The organism is Nocardioides sp. Root151 (assembly GCF_001427925.1).
Taxonomy (GTDB): domain Bacteria; phylum Actinomycetota; class Actinomycetes; order Propionibacteriales; family Nocardioidaceae; genus Nocardioides.
This window is the reverse complement of the sequence record NZ_LMGG01000001.1, coordinates 1-23,092: the sequence shown is the minus strand read 5'-3', so window position 1 is coordinate 23,092 and position 23,092 is coordinate 1. Positions and strand designations below refer to the sequence as shown.

Below are 23,092 nucleotides of genomic sequence, written 5' to 3'. Positions count from 1 at the left end.
CCAGATATTGCTCGAGTGTAGGGCCAGTCATGCCCTTCAGGCCCCTGCGGACCCGGGCCACCACGTTCGATCCTGTTGTTCCGAAAGGCTCCGCCGGACATGTCCGAGACGCTGCACGTTGCCGGCCGCGTGACCCATGAGCGGTAGGCACGCGAGCATCGGGGGAGCCGTGGCGACCTTTGCGCCGGTCGTCAGCACCATCTCGTTCTACTTCGCCTTCCACACCCTGGTCATCACCGCCCTGCCGCTGACGGCGGACGACGCCGGCATCGCCTCCGTGGCGGTCACCGTCTACATGGGAGCCGGGCTGCTCTTCGACGCAGCCGCCGCGTCCGTCGCCACGCATCGCGGCCTGCGCTCGGTGGTGGCCGTCTCGGCCGCGCTCATGGTGGTGATCGCCGCCGCGATGCTGACCCTGGGCGACATCGGCTGGGCCCTCGTGCCGGTGGCACTGGTGCTCGCGGCGTGCTCGAGCCTGATCTACATCCCCGGCCTCGCCCACTACTCCCACCTGTTGGGCGCTCGACAGGCGAGGGGTCAACGACTGTCCGTGCTGGTCCAGCGACTGGGCGCACTGGCGGCGTCTGTCGTGGTCGGCCTCTCACTCGCCCGCGGGGTGCCGTCGGCGCTGTGGTGGGCGGTCGGAGGCTGCGGCGCCCTACTCGCACTCGGTGCCACCCGGCTGCCCGCCGGCGTCGTGCGTGAGGCCGAGCCCCGAGTCCGCCTGCTCGCGGCCGCCCACGCTGCGTGGCGCGAGACCGCCGGCTCCCGGACGATGCTCTGGGGGTTGCTCCCCGCCATGTCGATGCCGCTGGTCTTCGTGCTCACCGGGTCGGTGCTCCCGGCGCTGGACGGCACGGACGCGGCGGCCGCCGGCCTCGGCCTGATCGCCCGGGAGCTCGTCGCGCTCGTCTGCGCTGCCCTGCTGGCGCGACGTGGACGGCTCCGCGCCAACGTGGAGTTCATGGTCGCGGTGGTTCTGTGCGCGGGCGGCGCACTGCTCGCGTTGACCGCGACCTCGCCCTGGCAGGTCGTCGCCGGTGTGGCCCTGACCGGCCCGGTGGTCTCCTCGGCGATCATCGTGTCCGCCTTGAACGTGCACGCGGCAGCGCGTCACTCCACGCGGCCGTGGGCGTGCTTCGGGGCGATGGGCATGTCGGCGCGGCTCAGCGGCCTCGCCTCTCCGCTCCTCCTCGGCGCCGCCGGGGTGTGGGGCGCTCCCTCCATCGGTGCGGTGTTCGTCATGCTCCTCGTGGGACTGGGCCTGGGCATGTGGCCGGGCCGGCAGGCCCTGCGCGACGAGAGGGACTCCCCACGCGGTGGGCCCACCCGGCCGGTCGACCACGCGGCTCGGTTGGGTCACCGATCACGATCCCGCCTATCCTGACGCCACCATGACGAACCCCAATCCCGATCGCTTCGAGGGCGCCCGCATCCTCGAGTCGTCCTTTCCCGACGACGACGGCGGGCAGTTCCCCGAGGTGGCCGAGGCCCTGTCGGCGTACGCCGCGGATCGGAGCAGGTACGCCGAGGCGTTGGCCGCCGTGCAGTCCTCGCGCCTGCTGGTGCCCGTGGTCGCGCTGCTCGGCGAGGTGGAGTACGACGACGAGGGCCTGGCCCACGACAAGTCCAGTGACATGGCGGCGGTGCTGATGCGGGGCGGCGACGGCCGGATGGCCCTGCTGGCCTTCACCGGCACGGAGCAGCTCACCGCCTGGAACGCCGAGGCCCGTCCGGTCGCCGTACCCACGATCGCCGCTGCCCAGTCTGCGCTCCAGGACGAGGCCGAGGCGCTGGTCATCGACGTCGCCGGGCCGGTGACGTTCGTGGTCGAGGGCGACGACCTGCGAGGACTCGCGGCGGGGTGGCAGCTGGTCGAGGTCGACGGCCGCTCGGCCTGGCTGCAGCCCGAGGCCGACTGAGTCGATTTGGGGGAGTGGGCGGAGGGCGCGTAGTCTGTCCCTCGACCGATCTGCATTGCCATGACCCCATGGCGGAGTGGATCAGACAAGCGGAGGTTTCGACTTCCCACCCGCATCGACCGCGAGGTCGTCGGGTCCGGTCCGCAGAACCAGGTCTGCGCGGCGTACGCCGTGGTGCAGGCATGGAGACGCGTGGTGCACCTGTGCATCTGGAGACTGGGCTTCCGCTTGGAATGAGCGGAAGCCCATTTTCGTTCCACAAGGGCGAATTCGTTCCATCCACAGATTTGCACCATCGTCCCCAGGAGGACCCATCAGCACAGAGCTGCGCATCAACGACCGGATCCGGGTTTCCGAGGTCCGGCTCGTTGGACCCAACGGCGAGACCGTCGGCATCGTGCCGACGGCTGACGCGCTGCGCCTTGCCCAGGAGGCTGACCTCGACCTCGTCGAGATCGCGCCGCAGGGCAAGCCGCCCGTCTGCAAGCTCATGGACTACGGGAAGTTCAAGTACGAGAACGCCCAGAAGGCCCGTGAAGCCCGACGCAACCAGACGAACGTGATCATCAAGGAGATGAAGCTTCGTCCCAAGATCGACGCGCACGACTACGAGACCAAGAAGGGTCACGTCGTCCGCTTCCTCAAGGCCGGTGACAAGGTCAAGATCACGATCATGTTCCGCGGTCGTGAGCAGCACCGCCCCGAGCTCGGCTTCCGGCTGCTCCAGCGCCTGGCCGAGGACGTCGAGGAGCTGGGCTTCGTCGAGAGCTCGCCCAAGCAGGACGGCCGCAACATGATCATGGTGCTCGGTCCGCACCGCAAGAAGGCCGACGCCAAGGTCGAGATGCAGGCCGAGAAGGAGTCCAAGGCCGCCGAGCGCGCCGCGGGCGAGGCCGAGGAGTCCTCGTTCCGCAAGGCATCCGCCGGCACCAAGCCCGTGGCCCAGAAGAAGGAGCGCAAGCGCTCCGAGAACCTCGATCCCGAGATCGAAGCCTGAGTCCAGGCCCCCCACGTTCACCAGATCCAGAGATAGAGAGCAGAGAGATGCCGAAGAACAAGACGCACTCCGGTGCCAAGAAGCGCTTCCGCGTGACCGGCACCGGCAAGATCCTTCGCGAGAAGGCCGGCAAGCGCCACAACCTCGAGAAGAAGCCGTCCAAGGTGACCCGCCGCATGACCGGCACCGTCGAGCTGGCCAAGGCTGACGTCAAGTCCGCCAAGAAGATGCTGGGTCTCTGAGACCAACTTCCTGCTGGTGACCTCGCCCCGATCGGCGGACACCGCACCCCCAAACTTTTCGAGCAACAAGGAGTAAGACAGTGGCACGCGTCAAGCGGGCGGTAAACGCCCACAAGAAGCGCCGGGTAGTTCTCGAGCGCGCATCCGGTTACCGGGGCCAGCGCTCGCGCCTGTACCGCAAGGCCAAGGAGCAGGTTACCCACTCGCTGGTCTACAGCTACCGTGACCGCAAGGCCAAGAAGGGCGAGTTCCGCAAGCTGTGGATCCAGCGCATCAACGCCGCTGCCCGCGCGAACGGTCTCACCTACAACCGCTTCATCCAGGGCCTGAAGGCCGCCGAGGTCGAGGTGGACCGCAAGATCCTCGCCGACCTGGCCGTCAACGACGCCCCGGCGTTCGCCGTCCTGGTCGAGCTGGCCAAGGCCAACCTCCCCGAGGACGTCAACGCGCCCCGCGAAGACGCGACTGCCTGATCTGTCTCACCGGTGGCNCCTGTCTCGAAACCCTTGGGTTGAGGAAGGCGCGCCAGCGCCTGTCTCGAAACCACACCGACAGACAGCAAGGACGATCTGACGTGGCGAGCTTCCGCGACGACCCCACCCCGCTGACCAGCGGGAACGCGAGGGTCAAGAACGCGCGGAAGCTCGCCCGTCGGTCATTTCGGGCCGAGCACCGGCTCTTCCTCGCCGACGGCCCCAAGGCCGTCGAGGGAGCGCTGGCCCTGAGCGGCTGCGCGGTCGAGGTGTTCGCCACTCCCGAGGCCACCGAGAAGTACGCCGACCTGCGGGTCGCCGCGAGCTCCGCAGAAGTCGACTGGACGCCCGTCGACGAGCGGGCCCTCGCCTCGCTCTCCGACGCGGTCAACCCGGCCGGTGTGATCGCGGTCTGCCGTTTCGTCGACCGACCCGCCGACCACGTGCTCGACGGCGGACCTCGCCTGGTCACGATCTGCGCCGACGTCCGCGATCCCGGCAACGCCGGCACGGTGATCCGCACGAGTGACGCCGCCGGCGCAGACGCCGTACTCCTGGCCGGCAACTCGGTCGACGCCCACAACCCGAAGACGGTGCGGGCCACGGTCGGCAGCCTCTTCCACGTCCCCCTCGCGGTCGTCGACGACCCCGCCGAGGCCGTACGCCGGGCACAGGCCGCCGGACTCGTCGTCCTGGCCGCCGACGGCGCCGGAGAGATCGACCTGTTCGAGGCCGACGAGCTCCTTGCCGGGCCCACCGCGTGGCTGTTCGGAAACGAGGCCTGGGGACTTCCCGAAGAGCTGGCCGCGCTCGCCGACCACCGAGTGCGCATCCCGATCACCGGCCGGGCCGAGAGCCTCAACCTCTCCACCGCCGCCGCGGTCTGCCTCTACGCGTCCGCCCGCGCGCAACGCTGAGCCCGCACCCACCACGCAACGTCGCACGCGACCGCGTCCCGGGCGCTAACCTCGCCCTGTGGACCAGACCGCCCGCGAGACCCTCGACCAGTTGCCCGACGGCGTGGTCGTCGCAGGGGACGACGAGGTCGTGGAGCTGGCCAACGCCGAGGCGGTCCGCATGCTCGGTGCGACGTCAGCAGATGATCTGGTCGGTCAGAAGCTGAAGGACGCCCTCGTCCTCCAGGACCAGTCCGGTGAGACCTGGTGCGACCGCAACCAGCCGTACCTCGGTCTCGCCACCCGCACCGGCGTGCCCGAGCAGCCGTGGGTGCTGCCCAACGGCACCGAGGTGCTGGTCAACGCGCGCATCCTGCGCCCGAGCCTCACCGAGCCGATCGAGCGGGTCGTGGTGAGCCTGCGGTCGGGACGCGGACGCGCCCGGCTCGACCGGGAGCGTTCCGACCTGGTCGCCACCGTGGCCCACGAGATCCGTTCTCCACTCACCGGGGTGAAGGGCTTCGTGCAGGCCCTCCTGAACAGGTGGGACAAGCTCAACGACGACCAGAAGAAGCTGATGCTCACCACGGTCAACGCCGACTCCGACCGGCTGAGCCGCCTGATCGCGGAGCTGCTCGACGTGGCCCGCATCGACACCGGTCGGCTCTCCCTGTTCCCGAGGCCCGCCGACCTCGAGGTGCTCGTCCAACGCGTCGTCGACTCGGTGCGCGCCGGCACCTCCCGGCCGGTCGAGCTCGCCGTCGGGCCCGGCCTTCCCGAGGCCCACGTCGACCCCGACAAGTTCACCCAGGTGATCACCAACCTGATCGAGAACGGCATCCGGCACGGCGACGGCGTGGTCTCGGTGACCCTGTCCGCGATCGCCGAGGAAGCCGACTTCGACGGCGTACTCCTGACCGTGGACGACGAGGGCAGCGGCATCCCCGAAGAGATGCGGCGCCGCGTGTTCACCAAGTTCTGGAAGCACGGCGAGCGCGGTGGCTCCGGGCTCGGCATGTACATCGTGAACGGGCTCGTCCGGGCCCACGGCGGTGTGCTCACCATCGGAGATTCACCCGCCGGGGGAGCCCGGATCGCGACCGCGTGGCCCGAGGACGACAGGCGCCAGCTCTGACGCTGGGTGAGACCAGGCCAAACCCGGTCGCGGCGCCCGCGGCGTACTTCCTAGACTGGCCCTGGCACATCCCCCTTCCCGGAAGGCAGTCATGTCGGGACCGAACACCGATTACGACCCCGTCGAGGTCACGCCGTTGCGTGCCGACGAGGTCGAAGCCCAGCGCGACGCCGCGCTCGCCGCGATCGCCGCGGCCGCGGACCTCGAGGCACTCAAGCAGGTGCGCCTCGAGCACGCCGGTGACCGGTCCCCGCTGGCCCTGGCCAACCGAGAGATCGGCGCCCTGCCGCCCCAGGCTCGCAAGGAGGCCGGCGCCCGCGTCGGCAAGGCCCGCGGCGAGGTCAACAAGGCCCTCGGCCAGCGCCTCGCCGTGCTCGAGGCCGAGCACGAGGAGCGCATGCTCGTCGAGGAGACCGTCGACGTCACCCTGCCGACCGACCGCGCCCTGACCGGCGCCCGGCACCCGATCACGATGATGTCCGAGCGCATCGCCGACGTGTTCGTCGCGATGGGCTGGGAGGTCGCCGAGGGTCCGCAGGTCGAGGCAGAGTGGCTCAACTTCGACGCGCTCAACATGGGCGCCGACCACCCGGCCCGCACCATGCAGGACACCTTCTGGCTCGAGCCCGCCGAGGCCGCACTGGTGCTCCGCACGCACACGTCGCCGGTGCAGGCCCGCACCATGCTGACCCGCGAGCCCCCGATCTACGTGGTGTGCCCCGGCCGGGTCTACCGCACCGACGAGATCGACGCGACGCACTCGCCGGTCTTCCACCAGGTCGAGGGCTTGGTCATCGACGAGGGCATCACCATGGCCCACCTCAAGGGCTCGCTCGACCACTTCGCCACCGCCATGTTCGGCGAGGGCATCACGACCCGGTTCCGGCCGTCGTACTTCCCGTTCACCGAGCCGTCGGCCGAAGTCGACCTGGTCTGCTTCGTCTGCCGTGGCGTGAACTCCGACGAGTGCCGCACGTGTCGCGGTGAAGGCTGGATCGAGTGGGGCGGCTGCGGTGTCGTGAACCCACGCGTGCTCATCGCCTGTGGCGTCGATCCGGAGAAGTACACCGGCTTCGCCTTCGGCATGGGCATCGACCGCACCCTGATGTTCCGCCACGGCGTCGAGGACCTCCGCGACGTGTTCGAGGGCGACATCCGCTTCGCCCAGCCCTTCGGAATCGAGATCTGAACCCATGAAGGCCCCTGTTTCCTGGATCCGCGAGTACGTCGACCTGCCCGACGCGGTCACGTCCGACGAGCTCGCCGCCACGCTGACCATGCTCGGCCTCAAGCTCGAAGCACTGGTGACGCCTGCCGACGCCATCACCGGACCCCTCGTGGTCGGCCGGGTGCTGACCATCGAGAAGGAGCCGCAGAAGAACGGCAAGGTGATCAACTGGTGCACCGTCGACGTGGCCGACGCCAACGGCACGGGTGAGCCGCAGGGCATCATCTGCGGAGCCCACAACTTCGTCGAGGGCGACCTGGTGGTCGTCTGCCTGCCCGGCGCCGTGCTGCCCGGCAACTTCGAGATCTCCGCGCGCAAGACCTACGGCCACATCTCCGCGGGCATGATCTGCTCCTCCCGCGAGCTAGGCCTCGGAGAAGACCACGACGGCATCATCGTGCTGCCCGCCGAGGCAGGCAAGCCCGGCGACGACGCGTTCGAGGTCCTCGCGATGAACGACTCGATCATCGAGTTCGAGATCAACCCCGACCGGGCCTACGCCCTGTCGCTGCGCGGCATCGCGCGTGAGACCGGCATCGGGTTCGACGTCCCGTTCCGCGACCCGGCCGACCGGGACGTCCCCGCAGCCAACGGCGACGGGTACCCGGTCGTCGTCGACGACGTCGCCGGCTGCCCGGTCTTCGTGGCCCGCAGCGTCACCGGCTTCGACCCGGCCGCGCCGACCCCCGACTGGATGGTCACGCGACTCACTGCGGCCGGCATGCGCCCGATCTCCCTGGGCGTCGACATCACCAACTACGTGATGCTCGAGCTCGGCCAGCCGATCCACGGCTACGACCGGTCGAAGCTGTCCGGCGCGATCCGGGTGCGCCGTGCCACCGAGGGCGAGAAGCTCACCACGCTCGACGGCCAGAAGCGCAAGCTCAGCGCCGAAGACCTGCTGATCACCGACGACTCCGGGCCGATCGGCATCGCAGGCACCATGGGCGGCGAGACCACCGAGCTGTCCGGGACCACCACCGACGTGGTGATCGAGGCCGCCCACTTCGACGCGGTGTCCATCTTCCGCACCGAGCGTCGGCACAAGCTGCCCTCCGAGGCCTCCAAGCGCTTCGAGCGTGGGGTCGACCCCGAGCTGCCGGCCGCAGCCGCCGACCGTGTGGTCGAGCTGATGGTCGAGCTCGGCGGCGCCACCGCCGACCCCGGTGTGACGGTCGTGGGCGAGGCACCTGCTCGTCGTACCGTCACGGCCGCCACCGACCTCTCCGCGCGGGTCACCGGCATGGAGATCAGCGCCGGGACCGCCGTGGCCAACCTCGAGAAGGTGGGCTGCCAGGTCGTCGTCGACGGCGACACGCTCACCGCGACGGTGCCGCCGTGGCGCCCCGACATGAGCGACCCGTTCGACCTGGTCGAGGAGGTCGCCCGCATCGTCGGCTACGACAAGGTGCCCTCGGTGCTGCCCCCGGCGCCCTCGGGCCGCGGGCTCCCCGTCGCCCAGAAGCTGCGCCGACGCGTGGGCCTCGTGCTCGCCGGCGCCGGCTGGACCGAGTCGATCAGCTACCCGTTCGTCGGCGACTCCGACTGGGCCAACCTGGGCCTGCCCGACGACGACGAGCGGCGCCGCACGATCCGCATGGCCAACCCGCTCAACGCCGAGGAGCCCCAGCTCGCGACGACGCTGCTGCCGGGCGTGCTCCGGTCGCTCGGCCTCAACGTGGCCCGCGGCAACGCCGACACCTCCCTGTTCGAGACCGGACTCGTGTTCCTGCCCACGGGGGAGGAGGCCGCGCCGATCCTCGGTGTCGACCGCCGCCCGACCGACGAGGAGTGGGCCGCGATCGAGAAGGCCGTCCCGCACCAGCCCCAGCACCTCGCGCTCGCACTGACCGGACAGCGCGAGTGCTCCGGCTGGTGGGGCGAGGGGCGTCAGGGCTCGTGGTCCGACGCGATCGGCGCCGTCCGCGACGTCGCGGGTGCGCTGGGTGTCGAGGTCGAGGTGACCGCCGCGGCGCTCGCTCCGTGGCACCCCGGCCGCTGTGCCGAGATCCGCGTCGGCGAGACCGTGCTCGGCCACGCCGGCGAGCTGCACCCCAAGGTCTGCAAGGCGTACGGCGTCCCGGCCCGGTCCGCTGCGGCCGAGGTCGACCTCGACGCGTTGCTGCGCCTGGCCCAGGTCGTCACGCCCAGCCCGCACTTCGCGTCGTACCCGGTCGCCAAGGAGGACGTCGCCCTCGTGGTCGACGCGTCCGTGCCGTCCGCCGACGTCGAGGCGGTGCTGCGTGAGGGTGCCGGCGAGCTCCTGGAGTCGGTGCGCCTCTTCGACGTGTTCACCGGCGAGCAGGTCGGCGAGGGCAAGAAGTCGCTGGCCTTTGCGTTGCGCTTCCGGGCGCCCGACCGCACCCTCAAGGAGGGTGAGTCCGGTGCCGCCCGCGACGCCGCCGTGGCCCTGGCCGCGGAACGCCTCGGAGCCGTCCAGCGCTGACGTCACGAACCGCGTGCTCTTGATGCGCGAACCGTGGATTCTTGATGGCCGAACCGTGGATTCTTGACGTGTGCCCCGGCCCTGACCGTGCCGCGCGACGCGGCCAGCCTTAGGGTCGGCGCATGCCATTGTTCGAGTTCGAGGGCAAGCGCCCGGAGGTCCATCCCGAGGCGTTCGTCGCGCCGACCGCCACCCTGATCGGGGACGTCGTCATCGAGAAGGGCGCCAGCGTCTGGTACGGCGCGGTGCTGCGCGCCGACGACTGCCGCATCGTCGTGCGCGAGGGTGCCAACATCCAGGACAACTCGGTCGTGCACGGCACTCCCGACTCGGTCGTCGAGATCGGCGCGGGCGCGACCGTGGCGCACAGCTGCATCGTGCACAGCGCCACCCTCGGCGAGAAGGCGTTGCTGGGCAACGGCTCGACGATGCTCGACGGCACCTCACTGGGCGCCGGATCCCTGGTGGCCGCGGGGTCGTTGCTGACACCGGGCACCGCGATCCCCGAGGGCGTACTGGCGGCGGGATCACCGGCACAGGTCAAGAAGCCGATCGCCGGCACCTCGGCGGAGTTCTGGGTCGAGGCGAACCCGCCGTACTACGCCGAGCTGGCCCAACGGCACCGCACCGGCATCTCCGGGGCCTGACCCACGAGCCTGCAGTTGTTGCGCCTCGAACCCGCATGCCTCGACGCAAGGACTGCAGGTTCGAGCATCAAGAACTGCCGGCTGGTGCGGCCTCGATCTGCTCGCGCAGGATGTCGGCATGACCTGCGTGCCGGGCCACCTCCCGGATCATGTGCAGGTAGATCCAGCGCAGGCTCACCGCCCCGAAGTGGTCGTGCTCGATCGTGAAGTCGAGGTCCAGCGGATCGGCGATCTCGCGACCCCGCCGGGCCGCCGCGCGCAGCTCGGCGACCGCCGACTCCACCGTGTCGTCGGCGGTGACCGCGAAGCTGGCGTCGTCGCCGTACCCGTAGCCGTCCCACTCCGACTCCGGCAGCGCCGCGACCCGACGCTGGAACCAGCTGCGCTCGGCGCAGGCAACGTGCTTCAACAACGCCAGGGGTGTGGTCAGTGATGGGACCAGCCGGCGTCGCGCATCATCCTCGGACAGCCCCTCCACGCACTCGATCAGCGACTGCCGGTTGATCTCGAGCATGTTGACCAACATGGCCCGCTCGGGACCAACCGTCACCATCTCGAGCATCAGTTGATCGGGTGGTTGACGCAGCTGCGGAAAAGGTCGTACGTCGACCGCTCGCCGGCCACCGTGATGGCCGAGTCGTCGGCGCGCCTCCACAACCAGGCATCGAGGTCGGCCGCCTTCCCTGCCACCACGACGTCGGGCTCGACCCCGGGATCGGCGACCACGTTGATGTCGTCCTCGTCGTGGCTGGTGCCCTCCGGGTCGGTGCCGGTGAACCGGCCCAGCTGCACCCACACGTGGTGGTCGGTGTCGATCGAGTCGACCCGCACGTGGTGATCGCCCCCGGTGAACGTGCCCCACGGGGGAGTGCCGCCGAACATGACGTCGAGGACCTCCTGCACGCCGTCGGCGGCCAGCCGCGCGTCGAGGTCGCTCGGCAGCCCGGCCGCCTGCTCGGCGTCAACCCGGTGGATCAGCGCCTCGTGTGCCTGGCGGCGGAACGTGAACGCGACAGTCTGCTCGGTCGACCAGGTCCAGGCGGGGTGCGCCGGGTCGGCCGCCTCGAGGGCGGTGACCAGCGCGGCCGACCGCTTGTCGAAGAGCGCGAGCAGGTCGTCGTACGACGCGGGCCGCTCGGGCTCGGTGTAGTCGTCGGGGGAGGCCGGTCGGTTCTCGATGATCCACGCCCAGAAGTCCTGGACACCGGTGAGGTGCCAGAGCAGGTCGGCGGCGTCCCAGTCGGGGCACGCAGGAACACGTGCGGTGGGGTCGGCGTCGGCGAGCACCGCTGCGAAGCGAGCCGAATCCGTGCGAAGGTGGTCGAGGTAGGCGTCGTACGAAAGTCGCGTCATGGCGCACACGCTAGGGGTCCGCGGCCAGACCCGAAACCCAATATGCGATGTCATGCATACATGTGTATAGTCATGCACATGTCCGACAAGATCTCCGTCGCAGTAGCCGGGGCCAGCGGGTATGCGGGCGGCGAAGTCCTCCGCCTGCTGCTGGCCCATCCCAACGTCGAGATCGGGGCGCTCACCGGCGGCTCCAACGCGGGGGAGTCCTTCGGCCGTCTCCAGCCGCACCTCGTGCCGCTCGCCGGGCGCACCCTCGAGCCCACCACCCCCGAGGTGCTGGCCGGCCACGACGTGGTCTTCCTCGGCCTGCCGCACGGCGCCTCCGCCGAGGTGGCCAACGCGTTGGGTGACGACGTCGTCGTCATCGACTGCGGGGCCGACTTCCGGCTGACCGACGCAAGCGTGTGGGAGAAGTTCTACGGCGGCACGCACGCCGGGGCCTGGCCCTACGGCATCCCCGAGCTCGCCCAGCAGCGCGAGGAGCTGCGCGGAGCCCGCCGCATCGCGGTGCCCGGCTGCTACCCGACGGTCTCGACGCTGACCATTGCCCCCGCGGTCAGCGCCGGCGTGATCCAGAACGACATCGTCGTGGTCGCCGCCAGCGGCACCACCGGCGCCGGCAAGGCCGCCAAGACGCACCTGCTCGGCAGCGAGGTGATGGGCAACGCCAGTGCGTACGGCGTCGGCGGGGTCCACCGCCACACGCCCGAGATCATCCAGAACCTCAACCTGCTCACCGAGTCCGAGGTGAAGGTCAGCTTCACCCCGATGCTGGTGCCGATGCCGCGCGGCATCCTGGCCACCGTCTCGGCGCCCCTGTCCGGTGACCTCACCGCGGAGCAGGCCTACGCCCTCTACACCGAGGCGTACGCCGACGAGCCGTTCGTGCACGTGCTGCCCGAGGGCATGTGGCCCCAGACCAAGTCGGTGATCGGCTCCAACATGGTGCACGTGCAGGTGACCGTCGACGAGGCGGCCGGCCGGCTCATCGCCGTCGGTGCGGTCGACAACCTAGCCAAGGGCACGGCCGGCGCCGCCGTACAGTGCATGAACCTCGCGCTCGGACTCGAGGAAACCACCGGACTCCCCACGATCGGACTCGCCCCATGACCGACGCACGGACATTCAACCTCCAGCAGTTCCCCGAGAAGCTGGCCGTAGTCCGGCTGGCACCGGGCGCCGAGATCCCCGACTGGGCCGAGGCCTCCTCGTTGCTCTCGATCACCGCGACGGCCACCGAGACCTCGTTGGTCTGCGCCACCCGCAGTGTCCCGACCAAGGTGCAGAGCCAGAAGCCGTTCACCGCGTTCGCCGTCCAGGGCCCGCTCGACTTCGAGCTGTACGGCGTCCTGGTCGAGCTGCTGCAGCCCCTGGCCGAGGCCGAGATCAGCGTCTTCACGATCTCCACGTTCGACACCGACTGGATCCTGGTGCCGCAGAGCTTGGTCGACGACGCGACCGAGGCATGGCGACGACGAGGGCACACCGTTGCCGCCGCCGTCCCCGTCACCCCTCCGCGAAAGAGCAAGAAGAAATGACCGTCACCGCACCCCAGGGATTCACTGCCGCAGGCGTCGCCGCCGGGCTCAAGTCCACCGGCGCCAAGGACCTCGCCCTCGTCGTCAACCAGGGCCCCACCTACGACTCCGCCTCCGTCTTCACCGCCAACCGCTGCAAGGCCAACCCGATCCTGTGGAGCCAGGAGGTCGTCAAGGACGGCGTCGTGCGCGCCGTCGTGCTGAACTCGGGCGGCGCCAACTGCTACACCGGCACCGAAGGCTTCCAGACCACCCACGCGGTCGCCGAGCAGGTGGCCGGCAAGCTGGGCATCGGCGCGATCGACGTCGTGGTCTGCTCGACCGGCCTGATCGGTCTCGCCAACCCGCGCCAGAACCTCCTCGACGGTGTCGACGCGGCCCATGCCGCACTCTCCGTCGACGGGGGCGTCGACGCGGCCGAGGCGATCATGACCACCGACAGCGTGAGCAAGAAGGTCGTCATCGAGGGCGCCGGTTGGAAGATCGGCGGCATGGCCAAGGGCGCGGGCATGCTGGCACCGCAGCTGGCCACCATGCTCGTGGTGCTCACCACCGACGCCGTCGTCCCCGCCGCGGACCTCGACCAGGCACTGCGCGCCGCGACCCGGGTCAGCTTCGACCGGCTCGACTCCGACGGCTGCATGAGCACCAACGACACCGTCACGGTGATGGCCAGCGGAGCCTCCGGCATCACGCCGACCCTCGCTGACTTCACCGACGCGATCACCCAGGCCTGCACCGACCTCGCCATGCAGCTGCTCAAGGACGCCGAGGGCGCCGACCACGAGATCGCGATCACCGTGCTCAACGCGGCTTCCGAGGACGACGCCGTCGAGGCGGGCCGCTCGGTGGCGCGCAGCAACCTGTTCAAGGCCGCGGTCTTCGGCAACGACCCCAACTGGGGACGCGTGCTGGCCAGCCTCGGCACCACGCAGGCCGCCTTCGACCCGGCCGACCTCGACGTCGCGATGAACGGCGTGTGGGTCTGCCGCAAGAGCACCCCTGCCGAGGACCCCGCCGGCGTCGACCTCACCGGTCGCGACGTCACCGTCACCATCGACCTCAAGTCAGGCAACGAGCGGGCCACGGTCTGGACCAACGACCTGACCCACGCCTACGTCCACGAGAACAGCGCGTACTCCTCATGACAGACACCGAACAGAGTCCCGAGACCGCCAAGGCCGCAACGCTGGCCGGGGCCCTGCCCTGGCTGAAGGCCTACAACGGCAAGATCGTCGTCATCAAGTACGGCGGCAACGCGATGACCGACGACACCTTGAAGAAGGCGTTCGCCGAAGACATCGCCTTCCTCCGGTTCGCCGGCTTCAAGCCGGTCGTGGTGCACGGCGGCGGCCCCCAGATCTCCAAGATGCTCGACCGCCTCGGCATCGAGTCCGAGTTCCGCGGTGGCCTGCGGGTCACCACGCCCGAGGCCATGGACGTCGTACGCATGGTGCTCGTCGGGCAGGTCCAGCGCGAGCTGGTCGGGCTGGTCAACCAGCACGGTCCGATCGCGGTCGGCCTCTCCGGTGAGGACGCCGGCCTGTTCACCGCCGAGCCCACCAACACCATCGTCGACGGCGAAGAGGTCGATCTCGGCCTGGTCGGTGAGGTGGCGAGGGTGCGCCCCGAGTCCGTGCTCGACCTGGTCGAGGCCGGCCGGGTGCCGGTGATCTCCAGCGTGGCACCCGACGAGGCCGGACTGGTGCACAACGTCAACGCGGACACCGCCGCGGCGGCGCTCGCCGCGGCCCTGGGTGCCGAGAAGCTGCTCGTGCTCACCGACGTCGAGGGCCTCTACCGCGACTGGCCGAACAGCTCCGACGTGATCGGCCAGATCAGCCCCGAGGGCCTCGAGACCCTGATGCCCTCGCTGGCCAGCGGCATGGTGCCGAAGATGCAGGCCTGCCTCCAGGCCGTGCGTGACGGCGTGAAGCGGGCGACGGTCGTCGACGGCCGCGAGCCGCACGCCGTACTCCTCGAGCTCTTCACAGACGAGGGCATCGGCACCCAGGTGCTGCCCGGCGTCGACACCGTGATCCGGCAGGCCAAGAACCCTCCCGTGCAGAAGGAGTCCTGATGACCGCCACGTGGCCAGAGCGGTACGCCGCCTCCATCATGAACACCTTCGGTCCGCCCAAGCTGGTGCTGACCCGTGGGGAGGGCGCGCACGTGTGGGACGCCGACGGCAAGGAGTACGTCGACCTGCTGGGCGGCATCGCCGTCAACGCGCTCGGCCATGGCCACCCGGCCCTGGTCGAGGCGGTCACCGACCAGCTCAAGACCCTCGGCCACATCTCGAACTTCTTCGCCAGCCAGCCCCAGATCGAGCTGGCCGAGAAGCTGCTCCAGCTTGCCGGTGACCCCACCGGCAAGGTGTTCTTCTCCAACTCCGGCGCCGAGGCCAACGAAGCCGCCTTCAAGCTGACCCGGCGCACCGGCCGTACCCACGTGGTGGCCGCCGAGAACGCCTTCCACGGCCGCACGATGGGCGCCCTCGCGCTCACCTCGAAGGCCGCCTACCGCGAGCCGTTCGAGCCGTTGCCCGGCGACGTCACTTTCGTGCCGTACGGCGACTCCGAGGCGTTGGCCGCGGCCGTCACCGACCGCACGGCAGCGGTGATCCTCGAGCCCATGCAGGGTGAGGCCGGCGTCAACGTGGCACCCGAGGGTTACCTCGCCGAGGCCCGCAGGATCACCACCGAGCACGGCGCCCTGCTCTGGTTCGACGAGATCCAGACCGGCATCGCCCGCACCGGCGCCTGGTTCGCGTACGCCGACTCCGGTGTCACGCCCGACATCATCACGCTGGCCAAGGGACTGGGTGGTGGCATCCCGATCGGCGCCACGATCGCGCTCGGCGAGGCCGGCACCCTGCTCGAGCCCGGCAACCACGGCACCACCTTCGGCGGTAACCCGGTCGCGACCGCGGCCGCACTGGCCGTGCTGCACACCATCGAGGCCGATGACCTGCTCACCCGGGTCGCCGCGGTCGGCGACAAGCTGAGCGCCGGCCTGGCCGCCGACCCGCGGGTCACCGAGGTGCGGGGTTCGGGCCTGCTGATCGGGCTCACCCTCAGCTCGGAGTCCTCGGCCGCGGTGACCGCCGCTGCCCTCGAGCAGGGCTTCATCATCAACAACCCGACGCCGGACCGGATCCGCCTCGCCCCGCCGCTGGTGCTCACAGATGCGGACGTCGACTCGTTCCTCGCAGCCTGGCCCGGGATTCTCGACGCGGCCGGAGTCGGAGTCGTGCCATGACCCGCCACCTGCTGCGCGACGACGACCTGACGCCGGCCGAGCAGGCCGAGGTGCTGGCCCTCGCGGTCGAGCTCAAGGCGGCGCCCTACGACCACAAGCCGCTGGCCGGTCCGCGCACGGTCGCGATGATCTTCGACAAGCCGACCCTGCGCACCCAGACGTCGTTCTCCGCCGGCATCGCCGAGCTCGGCGGCAACGCGATGGTGATCAACGGAGACCTCGCCCAGATCGGGGTCCGCGAGTCGGTCGAGGACGTCGCCCGCGTGCTGGCCGGGCAGGTCGCGCAGGTCGTGTGGCGCACCAACGACCACGCACGGCTCGAGACGATGGCAGCGTGGGCCGGCATCCCGGTGATCAACGCGCTCAGCGACGACTTCCACCCCTGCCAGCTGCTGGCCGACCTGCTCACCGTGATCGAGCGCAAGGGGCCGCTGGCCGGGCTGCGTGCGACGTTCGTCGGCGACGGGGCCTGCAACATGGGCAACTCGTGGTTGATCGCCGGCGCCACGGCGGGCATGCACGTGGTGGTCAGCTCGCCGGAGGGCTACGAGCCCAGCGAGTCGATCGTCGGCCACGCGGCCAAGATCGCCGCCGAGACCGGGGGATCGGTCGGCCTCGAGCGCGACCCGGTCGCCGCGGTCGCCGGAGCCGACATCGTCATCACCGACACGTGGGTCTCGATGGGCAAGGAGGCTGAGTCGGCCGACCGCCTGGCCGCGCTCGCGCCGTACTCCCTGACCAGTGCGCTCCTGGCCCACGCCAAGTCCGACGCGATCGCCATGCACTGCCTGCCGGCGTACCGCGGCAAGGAGATCGAGGCCGAGCTGATCGACGGCCCCGACAGCGTCGTGTGGCAGGAGGCGGAGAACCGTCGACACGCCCAGAAGGCCGTGATGATGTGGTTGGAGGCCCGACGATGAACGAGCAGGCGCTCACACCGTTGACCAAGAACGCGCGCCAGCAGCTGATCATCGAGCTGCTCGCACACCAGGAGGTCAAGTCCCAGGTCGAGCTGGCCGAGTTCCTCGCGGCCCGCGGCGTCAACGCGACCCAGGCGACGCTGTCGCGCGACCTCGTCGAGCTCGACGCGGTCAAGGTCCGCGCTCGCGACGGTGGCCTGGTCTATGCCGTGCCCGCCGAGGGTGGCGACCGCACTCCGACCAGCCCGCGCGACAGCTCGGCGGCCAACGCCCGACTGGCACGCCTGTGCGCCGAGCTCCTGGTCAGTGCCGAGGCGAGCGCCAACCTGGTCGTCCTTCGCACCCCACCGGGGGCCGCGCAGTTCCTCGCCTCCGCGTTCGACAAGGCCGAGATCGGCGACGTGCTCGGCACCATCGCCGGCGACGACACCGTGCTGGTGATCGGCCGCACCCCCACCGGGGGCGATGCGCTGGCGCAACGCTTCCTGGGCTTCGCCAACAGCCGTACGGCGTGACCGCCGCCCACCTCCACAGACACTGCGCGCCCATCCGCCACCCACCCCGACCGACACCGAGGACTCCCGTGACCCAGGACAGCACCACCAACACCGGCAAGCTCTGGGGCGGACGCTTCGGGAGCGGTCCGAGCCCCGAGCTCGACGCCCTGTCCCGCTCCACCCACTTCGACTGGCGCCTGACGCCCTATGACCTGGCCGGGTCGCGCGCGCACGCCAACGTGCTGCACGCCGCCGGGTTCCTCACCGACGCCGACCACGCCGAGCTCCTGCGCGGACTCGGCGCCCTCGGGGAGAAGTACGCCGCCGGCGACCTCGCCCCCGACCCCGGCGACGAGGACGTGCACGGCGCCCTCGAGCGGCTCCTGCTCGAAGAGGTCGGGCCGGACGTCGGCGGACGACTGCGCGCCGGACGCTCCCGCAACGACCAGATCGCCACCCTGTTCAAGGTGTTCCTCCGTGACCACGCGAAGGTGATCGCTGGTCAGGTGCTCGACCTGGTCGACGCGCTGCAGGCCCAGGCCGACGCCCACCTGGGCGCGATCATGCCCGGCCGCACGCACCTCCAGCACGCCCAGCCGGTGCTGCTCAGCCACCACCTGCTGGCCCACGCCTGGCCGCTGCTGCGCGACGTCGAGCGGATCCGCGACTGGGACGCCCGGGTCGCCGCCGACTCGCCGTACGGCTCGGGGGCACTGGCCGGCCAGAGCCTGGGCCTCGACCCCGAACGCGTGGCCGCGGAGCTGGGCTTCAGCGGTTCCACCGCCAACTCGATCGACGGCACGGCGGCCCGCGACTTCGTGGCCGAGTTCGCCTTCTTCACCGCGATGATCGGGGTCGACGTCAGCCGCCTGGCCGAGGAGGTCATCCTCTGGTCGACGCGCGAGTTCGAGTTCGTCAAGCTCCACGACTCGTGGTCGACCGGGTCGAGCATCATGCCGCAGAAGAAGAACCCCGACATCGCCGAGCTGGCGCGCGGCAAGGCCGGTCGCCTGATCGGCAACGTGGGCGGGCTCCTGGCCACGCTGAAGGCGCTGCCCCTGGCCTACAACCGCGACCTGCAGGAGGACAAAGAGCCTGTCTTCGACTCCGTCGACACCCTCGAGGTGCTGCTGCCGGCCTTCACCGGCATGGTCGCCACGCTCACCTTCAACACCGAGCGGATGGCCGAGCTGGCCCCGCAGGGCTTCTCGCTGGCCACCGACATCGCCGAGTGGCTGGTGCGGGAGGGCGTTGCGTTCCGCATCGCCCACGAGGTCGCAGGGGCCTGCGTGCGCCGCTGCGAGGAGCTCGGCATCGAGCTGCACGAGCTCAGCGACGAGCAGTTCGCCGAGATCCACCCGACCCTCACTCCCGCGGTCCGCGACGTGCTGACCGCCGGGGGATCCGTGGCCTCGCGCAACGGCCGCGGCGGCACCGCACCCGACCGGGTGCGCGAGCAGCTGGCCGAGCTCGGTGCGGCCGCGGCGGCGCACCGCGGCCGGCTCGGCGAGTCCTGAGGGGCAGCGCGGGAACGTGTCCCGACCGACCGGTCTCGACGTACTCGCGGGGGCACCGCTCGAGGTGGCCCCGCTGCTGCTCGGCGCCGTGGTCTCGCACGGCGACGTCGCCGTGCGGCTCACCGAGGTCGAGGCGTACGACGGTGCGAACGACCCGGGCTCGCACGCCTATGGTGGTCGGACGCGTCGCAACGGGGTGATGTTCGGCCCACCCGGTCACCTCTACTGCTCCTTCACCTACGGCATGCACGTGTGCGCCAACGTCGTGTGTCGTGAGGAGGGCACCGCCGGGGCCGTGCTGTTGCGGGCCGGCGAGGTGGTCAGTGGTGTCGAGGTGGCGAGGTCGCGTCGTCCGAGGAGCAGCGACCGCGACCTGGCCCGGGGACCGGCCCGCCTGTGCACGGCGCTCGGCATCGGCCTGGACGACGACGGCAACGACCTGTCCACCGGCCCGATCACGCTGGCCCTGTCAGCAGCCGCGCCGACCTCGGCGATCAGCACCGGTCCTCGGGTGGGGCTGCGGCTCGCCCCCGACTGGCCCTGGCGCTTCTGGTTGACCGACGATCCGACCGTCTCTGCCTACCGCCCCGCCAAGCCCCGCGCACGGAAGGCATGATCGAGCCATGCTGATCCATCCTTGGGACTCCGTCGACGACTGGCACCGACTCGTGCCCGGCAACGACTTCGGCCAGCTCGTCACCGCCGGCCATGTCGACGGCTGGCCCGTCATCGTGCCGACCCACTTCATCGTCGAGGGCGACGAGGTCCTGCTCCACCTCGCCCGGCCGAACCCGGTCTGGCGGGCGTTGGAGTCCGATGACCGTGTGGTCCTCTCGTTGATCGGCGACTGGACCTACGTCGACGCCGCGATGAACTCCGACCCGGGCGACGATCCCGCGCTCGGCGTGCCGACGTCCTACTACTCGGCTCTCCAGCTGCACGGGCATGCGACGGTGATCGACGACCCCGAGGCGAAGGCAGACATCCTCGCCCGACAGCTGGCGCACTTCGAACCGCCGGGCTCGACGCGGGTCACGCCCAGCCCGACGATCGAGTCCGACCGCCGGCAGCTGCCCGGAATCCGCGGGCTCCGAATCCGGATCGACCACGTCCGGGCCAAGCAGAAGTACGGCGGCAACAAGCCGGCCGCCCAACGACAGGGCATCGCCGACGCGCTGGCGCAGCGCGACGGGCCTGGCGACCGTGCGGCCGTGGCACACCTGCGCGCAGGCTCCACCTCCGAGGAGGGGGCAGGGACCGACGAGTGAAACCGGCTACCCCACGACACCGGTGATGGGGCAGGCTTGGCCCCGGACCACTTCTCGACTTCCTGCGGAAGGAACCACGTTGCCCACCGACCCGAACCTCCTCGACGACCTCGAGTGGCGCGGACTGATCGCCCACTCGACGGACCCGGACGCGCTGCGTGAAGCGCTCTCCGCGGGGAGCGTGAAGTTCTACGTGGGCTTCGACCCGACCGCGCCGAGCCTCCACATGGGCAACCTGGTGCAGATCATCACTGCCAAGCGACTCCAGGACGCCGGCCACACGCCGTACGCCCTGGTCGGTGGCGCGACCGGCATGATCGGTGACCCGCGCGACTCGGGGGAGCGCACCCTCAACTCGGCCGACACCGTCAAGGAGTGGGTCGAGCGGGTACGCCGCCAGATCGAGCCGTTCCTCGCCTTCGACGGTGAGAACGCAGCGACGATGGTGAACAACCACGACTGGACCGAGTCGATGTCGGTGATCGACTTCCTGCGCGACATCGGCAAGCACTTCCCGGTGAACCGGATGCTGGCCCGTGAGACGGTGAAGCGGCGCCTCGAGTCGGGCATCAGCTACACCGAGTTCAGTTACATCCTGTTGCAGTCGATGGACTTCCTGACCCTTCACCGCCAGCACGGCGTCACCCTCCAGTTCGGCGGGTCCGACCAGTGGGGCAACCTCACCGGCGGCGTCGAGCTGATCCGCCGCTCCGACGGGGCCACCGCCCACGCCTTCGCGACGCCGTTGATCACCAAGGCCGACGGCACGAAATACGGCAAGACCGAGGGTGGGGCCCTGTGGCTCGACCCGGCGATGATGTCGCCCTACGCCTTCCACCAGTTCTGGCTCAACGTCGAGGACGAGAAGGTCGGCGAGCTGCTGCGCATCTTCACCTTCCTCAGCCGCCAGGAGATCGAGGACCTCGAGGCGCAGACGGCCGAGAAGCCGTTCCTGCGCGCCGGTCAGAAGGCCCTCGCCGACGCAGTCACCACCCTCGTGCACGGTGCGGAGGAGACCGAGCACGCCAAGGCGGCGGCCCAGGCGCTGTTCGGGCGCGGCGACCTGACGACACTGAGCCCTTCCACGCTGGGCGCGGCGTTGCGCGAGGCAGGGGCCGGTTCCTTCTCGAGGGCAGACGGTGTCCCAGACGTCGTGGCGCTGATGGTCACCTCGGGGCTGGCCAAGAGCAACGGGGACGCGCGCCGCACGATCGGCGAGGGTGGTGCCTACCTCAACAACGTGCGCATCGAGGACCCCGACTACGTCCCTGTGGAGTCCGACTTCATCGGGGGCTCGTGGCTGGTCCTGCGACGGGGCAAGAAGACCATGGTCGGCGTCGAGGCGCGGGACTGAGGCCCGGCTGATGGAGACCGGAGTGGACGCGCGCTGGCTGGACGGACTCGAGGAGACGGCACGGCAGGCGCTGCCCGCTCCGGTCTTCCGCTATTTCCAGCAAGGGGCGGGGGAGGGCCTGACCGCCTCGGAGGCCCGGGAGGCCTGGCGGTCGATCCGGTTCGTCCCACGGGTGCTGCGCGACGTCCGCGAGGTCGACCTGACGACCTCGGTGCTCGGCGCTGACCTCGCAGTGCCGTACGCCGTCGCACCGACAACCCTGCAACGCGCGGCGCATCCCGACGGTGAGCTGGCGATGGCACGCGCCGCCGCCGAGGCCGGCTCCCTGATGGTCGTGTCGAGCAACGCCGGTACACCGTTCGACGACATCGGCGCGACCGGGGTGCGTTGGTGGCTGCAGGCGTACGTGCCCGAGGACCGTGCGCTCGCGGAGCCGCTGCTGACCCGCGCGGTCTCCGCCGGTGCCTCCGCGGTCGTGCTCACCCTGGACACCCCGGTGGTCGGCACGAAGTACGACGACGGACCCACGGTCTGGTACGAACTCGATCCCTCCCTGCTCCGGGTGAACTTCTCCGACGGACAGGATGAAGCGGCCGCCGCGGCCAAGGCCCGCAATCTCGGCACCGACGACATCGCCCACGTACGTGAGCTGACCGGGCTGCCGGTGGTGGTCAAGGGCGTGCTGCACCCCGACGACGCGGTGGCGTGCGTGGAGGCGGGAGCGGCCGCGGTCTGGGTCTCCAACCATGGTGGGCGCCAGCTGGACCGAGCCGTGAGTACGGCCCAGGCCCTGCCGGCCGTCGCCCGTGCCGTGCGGTCCGCCGGCGACGGCTCCGCCCAGGTGTACGTCGACGGGGGAGTCCATTCCGGGCTCGACATCATGGGTGCCCTCTCGCTCGGCGCCGACTGTGCGTTCCTCGGTCGGCTGCCGCTGTGGGCGCTGGTCGGCGGCACCGAACAACTGCACCGGATGCACGAGGCGCTGACCGAGCAACTGGTCGAAGCGCTGCGCCTGGCGGGAGCCCGTACGCCGGCAGAAGCGGTCGACGCCGCAGCGCCTATTTCGCCAAAGGGCCTCTGACCTGCACAAACGCTAATGTGGTCGCCGTCACGTCGTCTCGATTTGACCGTCTGTTGGCCCTCGCATAATGTTCTCTTTGTCGCCAGCGAGCGCCGGGAAGCAAAGCCGAGAGGCGAGGCTCCGGACCGGGCGGCCACCCCCTGATCTACGTCTGCGTGAGACTGGTTTCCAGGTGCCGAGAGGCCAAAGAAATCAGTCTCACTTCGTGCGCCGGATCAGGAACCGAAGCTGGATCCGCTCAGTTTGACTGTGCGAATCTCACTCCGGTAAGTTTTGTCAGGTTGCCCCGGGGCTTGGTCGTGAGGCTGGGTGCG

General features: G+C 70.3%; 24 protein-coding genes. 22 read left to right on the top strand and 2 right to left on the bottom strand.

From position 1 onward, the window contains the following. Positions 1 to 136 precede the first annotated feature (136 nt). The 10 genes from ASD66_RS00120 to ASD66_RS00075 all read left to right on the top strand — a co-directional run bounded on the left by ASD66_RS00120 (position 137) and on the right by ASD66_RS00075 (position 9,986). A complete protein-coding gene (locus ASD66_RS00120; RefSeq protein WP_156388481.1) occupies positions 137 to 1,387 on the top strand; it encodes a hypothetical protein in 1,251 nt (416 codons plus the stop codon). Positions 1,388 to 1,394: 7 nt separating this feature from the next. Beyond that, positions 1,395 to 1,922: an SseB family protein gene (locus tag ASD66_RS00115; RefSeq protein ID WP_056889691.1), complete on the top strand. Its 528-nt coding sequence runs from the start codon at positions 1,395 to 1,397 to the stop codon at positions 1,920 to 1,922. A 247-nt stretch (positions 1,923 to 2,169) separates the two neighbouring features. Beyond that, positions 2,170 to 2,919 (top strand): translation initiation factor IF-3, encoded by a 750-nt coding sequence (gene infC / locus ASD66_RS00110; protein ID WP_321163498.1) that lies wholly within the window; start codon positions 2,170 to 2,172, stop codon positions 2,917 to 2,919. A 47-nt stretch (positions 2,920 to 2,966) separates the two neighbouring features. After that, complete coding sequence (rpmI, locus tag ASD66_RS00105; protein WP_056686884.1) at positions 2,967 to 3,161, top strand: 50S ribosomal protein L35; 195 nt, start codon at positions 2,967 to 2,969, stop codon at positions 3,159 to 3,161. 80 nt (positions 3,162 to 3,241) lie between these two features. Then, complete coding sequence (gene rplT / locus ASD66_RS00100; RefSeq protein WP_056686880.1) at positions 3,242 to 3,634, top strand: 50S ribosomal protein L20; 393 nt, start codon at positions 3,242 to 3,244, stop codon at positions 3,632 to 3,634. 101 nt (positions 3,635 to 3,735) lie between these two features. After that, positions 3,736 to 4,551, top strand: coding sequence for a TrmH family RNA methyltransferase (locus ASD66_RS00095; protein ID WP_056686878.1), 816 nt, complete (start codon positions 3,736 to 3,738; stop codon positions 4,549 to 4,551). A 58-nt stretch (positions 4,552 to 4,609) separates the two neighbouring features. After that, entirely contained in the window at positions 4,610 to 5,665 is a 1,056-nt protein-coding gene (locus ASD66_RS00090; RefSeq protein ID WP_056686875.1) for an ATP-binding protein, read from the top strand. A 91-nt stretch (positions 5,666 to 5,756) separates the two neighbouring features. Beyond that, positions 5,757 to 6,854, top strand: a complete 1,098-nt coding sequence (pheS, locus tag ASD66_RS00085) for a phenylalanine--tRNA ligase subunit alpha (protein WP_056686872.1) — start codon at positions 5,757 to 5,759, stop codon at positions 6,852 to 6,854. A gap of 4 nt (positions 6,855 to 6,858) precedes the next feature. Then, the gene (gene pheT / locus ASD66_RS00080; protein WP_056889690.1) at positions 6,859 to 9,339 is read left to right on the top strand and encodes a phenylalanine--tRNA ligase subunit beta; all 2,481 of its coding nucleotides are present in this window, start codon (positions 6,859 to 6,861) and stop codon (positions 9,337 to 9,339) included. Between the two features lie 122 nt (positions 9,340 to 9,461). Continuing rightward, the gene (locus ASD66_RS00075; protein WP_056889689.1) at positions 9,462 to 9,986 is read left to right on the top strand and encodes a gamma carbonic anhydrase family protein; all 525 of its coding nucleotides are present in this window, start codon (positions 9,462 to 9,464) and stop codon (positions 9,984 to 9,986) included. A 67-nt stretch (positions 9,987 to 10,053) separates the two neighbouring features. On the opposite strand, the gene ASD66_RS00070 is transcribed toward ASD66_RS00075, so the two are convergent. Together ASD66_RS00070 and ASD66_RS00065 are read right to left on the bottom strand one after the other, a co-directional pair. Then, positions 10,054 to 10,548: a DinB family protein gene (locus ASD66_RS00070; RefSeq protein WP_056686864.1), complete on the bottom strand. Its 495-nt coding sequence runs from the start codon at positions 10,546 to 10,548 to the stop codon at positions 10,054 to 10,056. Continuing rightward, positions 10,548 to 11,339: a maleylpyruvate isomerase family mycothiol-dependent enzyme gene (locus ASD66_RS00065; protein ID WP_056686861.1), complete on the bottom strand. Its 792-nt coding sequence runs from the start codon at positions 11,337 to 11,339 to the stop codon at positions 10,548 to 10,550. Before ASD66_RS00065 ends, ASD66_RS00070 begins: the two co-directional genes overlap by 1 nt. A 72-nt stretch (positions 11,340 to 11,411) precedes the next feature. Between ASD66_RS00065 and argC the strand changes: the two genes are divergently transcribed. The 12 genes from argC to ASD66_RS00005 all read left to right on the top strand — a co-directional run bounded on the left by argC (position 11,412) and on the right by ASD66_RS00005 (position 22,778). After that, entirely contained in the window at positions 11,412 to 12,452 is a 1,041-nt protein-coding gene (argC, locus tag ASD66_RS00060) for an N-acetyl-gamma-glutamyl-phosphate reductase (RefSeq protein ID WP_056686858.1), read from the top strand. Beyond that, positions 12,449 to 12,880 carry an ACT domain-containing protein gene (locus tag ASD66_RS00055; protein WP_056686856.1) on the top strand — a complete coding sequence of 144 codons (432 nt, stop codon included), beginning with the start codon at positions 12,449 to 12,451 and terminating at the stop codon, positions 12,878 to 12,880. The genes argC and ASD66_RS00055 overlap by 4 nt, the downstream gene beginning before the upstream one ends. Next, positions 12,877 to 14,028, top strand: coding sequence for a bifunctional glutamate N-acetyltransferase/amino-acid acetyltransferase ArgJ (gene argJ / locus ASD66_RS00050; RefSeq protein WP_056889688.1), 1,152 nt, complete (start codon positions 12,877 to 12,879; stop codon positions 14,026 to 14,028). Before ASD66_RS00055 ends, argJ begins: the two co-directional genes overlap by 4 nt. After that, complete coding sequence (gene argB / locus ASD66_RS00045; protein WP_056889687.1) at positions 14,025 to 14,960, top strand: acetylglutamate kinase; 936 nt, start codon at positions 14,025 to 14,027, stop codon at positions 14,958 to 14,960. The genes argJ and argB overlap by 4 nt, the downstream gene beginning before the upstream one ends. Next, a complete protein-coding gene (locus tag ASD66_RS00040; protein ID WP_056889686.1) occupies positions 14,960 to 16,141 on the top strand; it encodes an acetylornithine transaminase in 1,182 nt (393 codons plus the stop codon). The genes argB and ASD66_RS00040 overlap by 1 nt, the downstream gene beginning before the upstream one ends. Beyond that, complete coding sequence (argF, locus tag ASD66_RS00035; protein ID WP_056686844.1) at positions 16,138 to 17,061, top strand: ornithine carbamoyltransferase; 924 nt, start codon at positions 16,138 to 16,140, stop codon at positions 17,059 to 17,061. The genes ASD66_RS00040 and argF overlap by 4 nt, the downstream gene beginning before the upstream one ends. After that, positions 17,058 to 17,576 carry an arginine repressor gene (locus ASD66_RS00030; RefSeq protein ID WP_056686840.1) on the top strand — a complete coding sequence of 173 codons (519 nt, stop codon included), beginning with the start codon at positions 17,058 to 17,060 and terminating at the stop codon, positions 17,574 to 17,576. The genes argF and ASD66_RS00030 overlap by 4 nt, the downstream gene beginning before the upstream one ends. A gap of 68 nt (positions 17,577 to 17,644) precedes the next feature. Next, positions 17,645 to 19,075 carry an argininosuccinate lyase gene (gene argH, locus ASD66_RS00025; RefSeq protein WP_056686837.1) on the top strand — a complete coding sequence of 477 codons (1,431 nt, stop codon included), beginning with the start codon at positions 17,645 to 17,647 and terminating at the stop codon, positions 19,073 to 19,075. Between the two features lie 16 nt (positions 19,076 to 19,091). Next, positions 19,092 to 19,691, top strand: a complete 600-nt coding sequence (locus ASD66_RS00020; RefSeq protein WP_056890509.1) for a DNA-3-methyladenine glycosylase — start codon at positions 19,092 to 19,094, stop codon at positions 19,689 to 19,691. A 7-nt stretch (positions 19,692 to 19,698) separates the two neighbouring features. Beyond that, positions 19,699 to 20,343, top strand: a complete 645-nt coding sequence (locus ASD66_RS00015; protein WP_056889685.1) for an FMN-binding negative transcriptional regulator — start codon at positions 19,699 to 19,701, stop codon at positions 20,341 to 20,343. Between the two features lie 79 nt (positions 20,344 to 20,422). Then, positions 20,423 to 21,697, top strand: coding sequence for a tyrosine--tRNA ligase (tyrS, locus tag ASD66_RS00010; RefSeq protein WP_056889684.1), 1,275 nt, complete (start codon positions 20,423 to 20,425; stop codon positions 21,695 to 21,697). Positions 21,698 to 21,707: 10 nt separating this feature from the next. After that, positions 21,708 to 22,778, top strand: coding sequence for an alpha-hydroxy acid oxidase (locus tag ASD66_RS00005; RefSeq protein ID WP_056889683.1), 1,071 nt, complete (start codon positions 21,708 to 21,710; stop codon positions 22,776 to 22,778). The last annotated feature ends 314 nt before the right edge of the window (positions 22,779 to 23,092 follow it).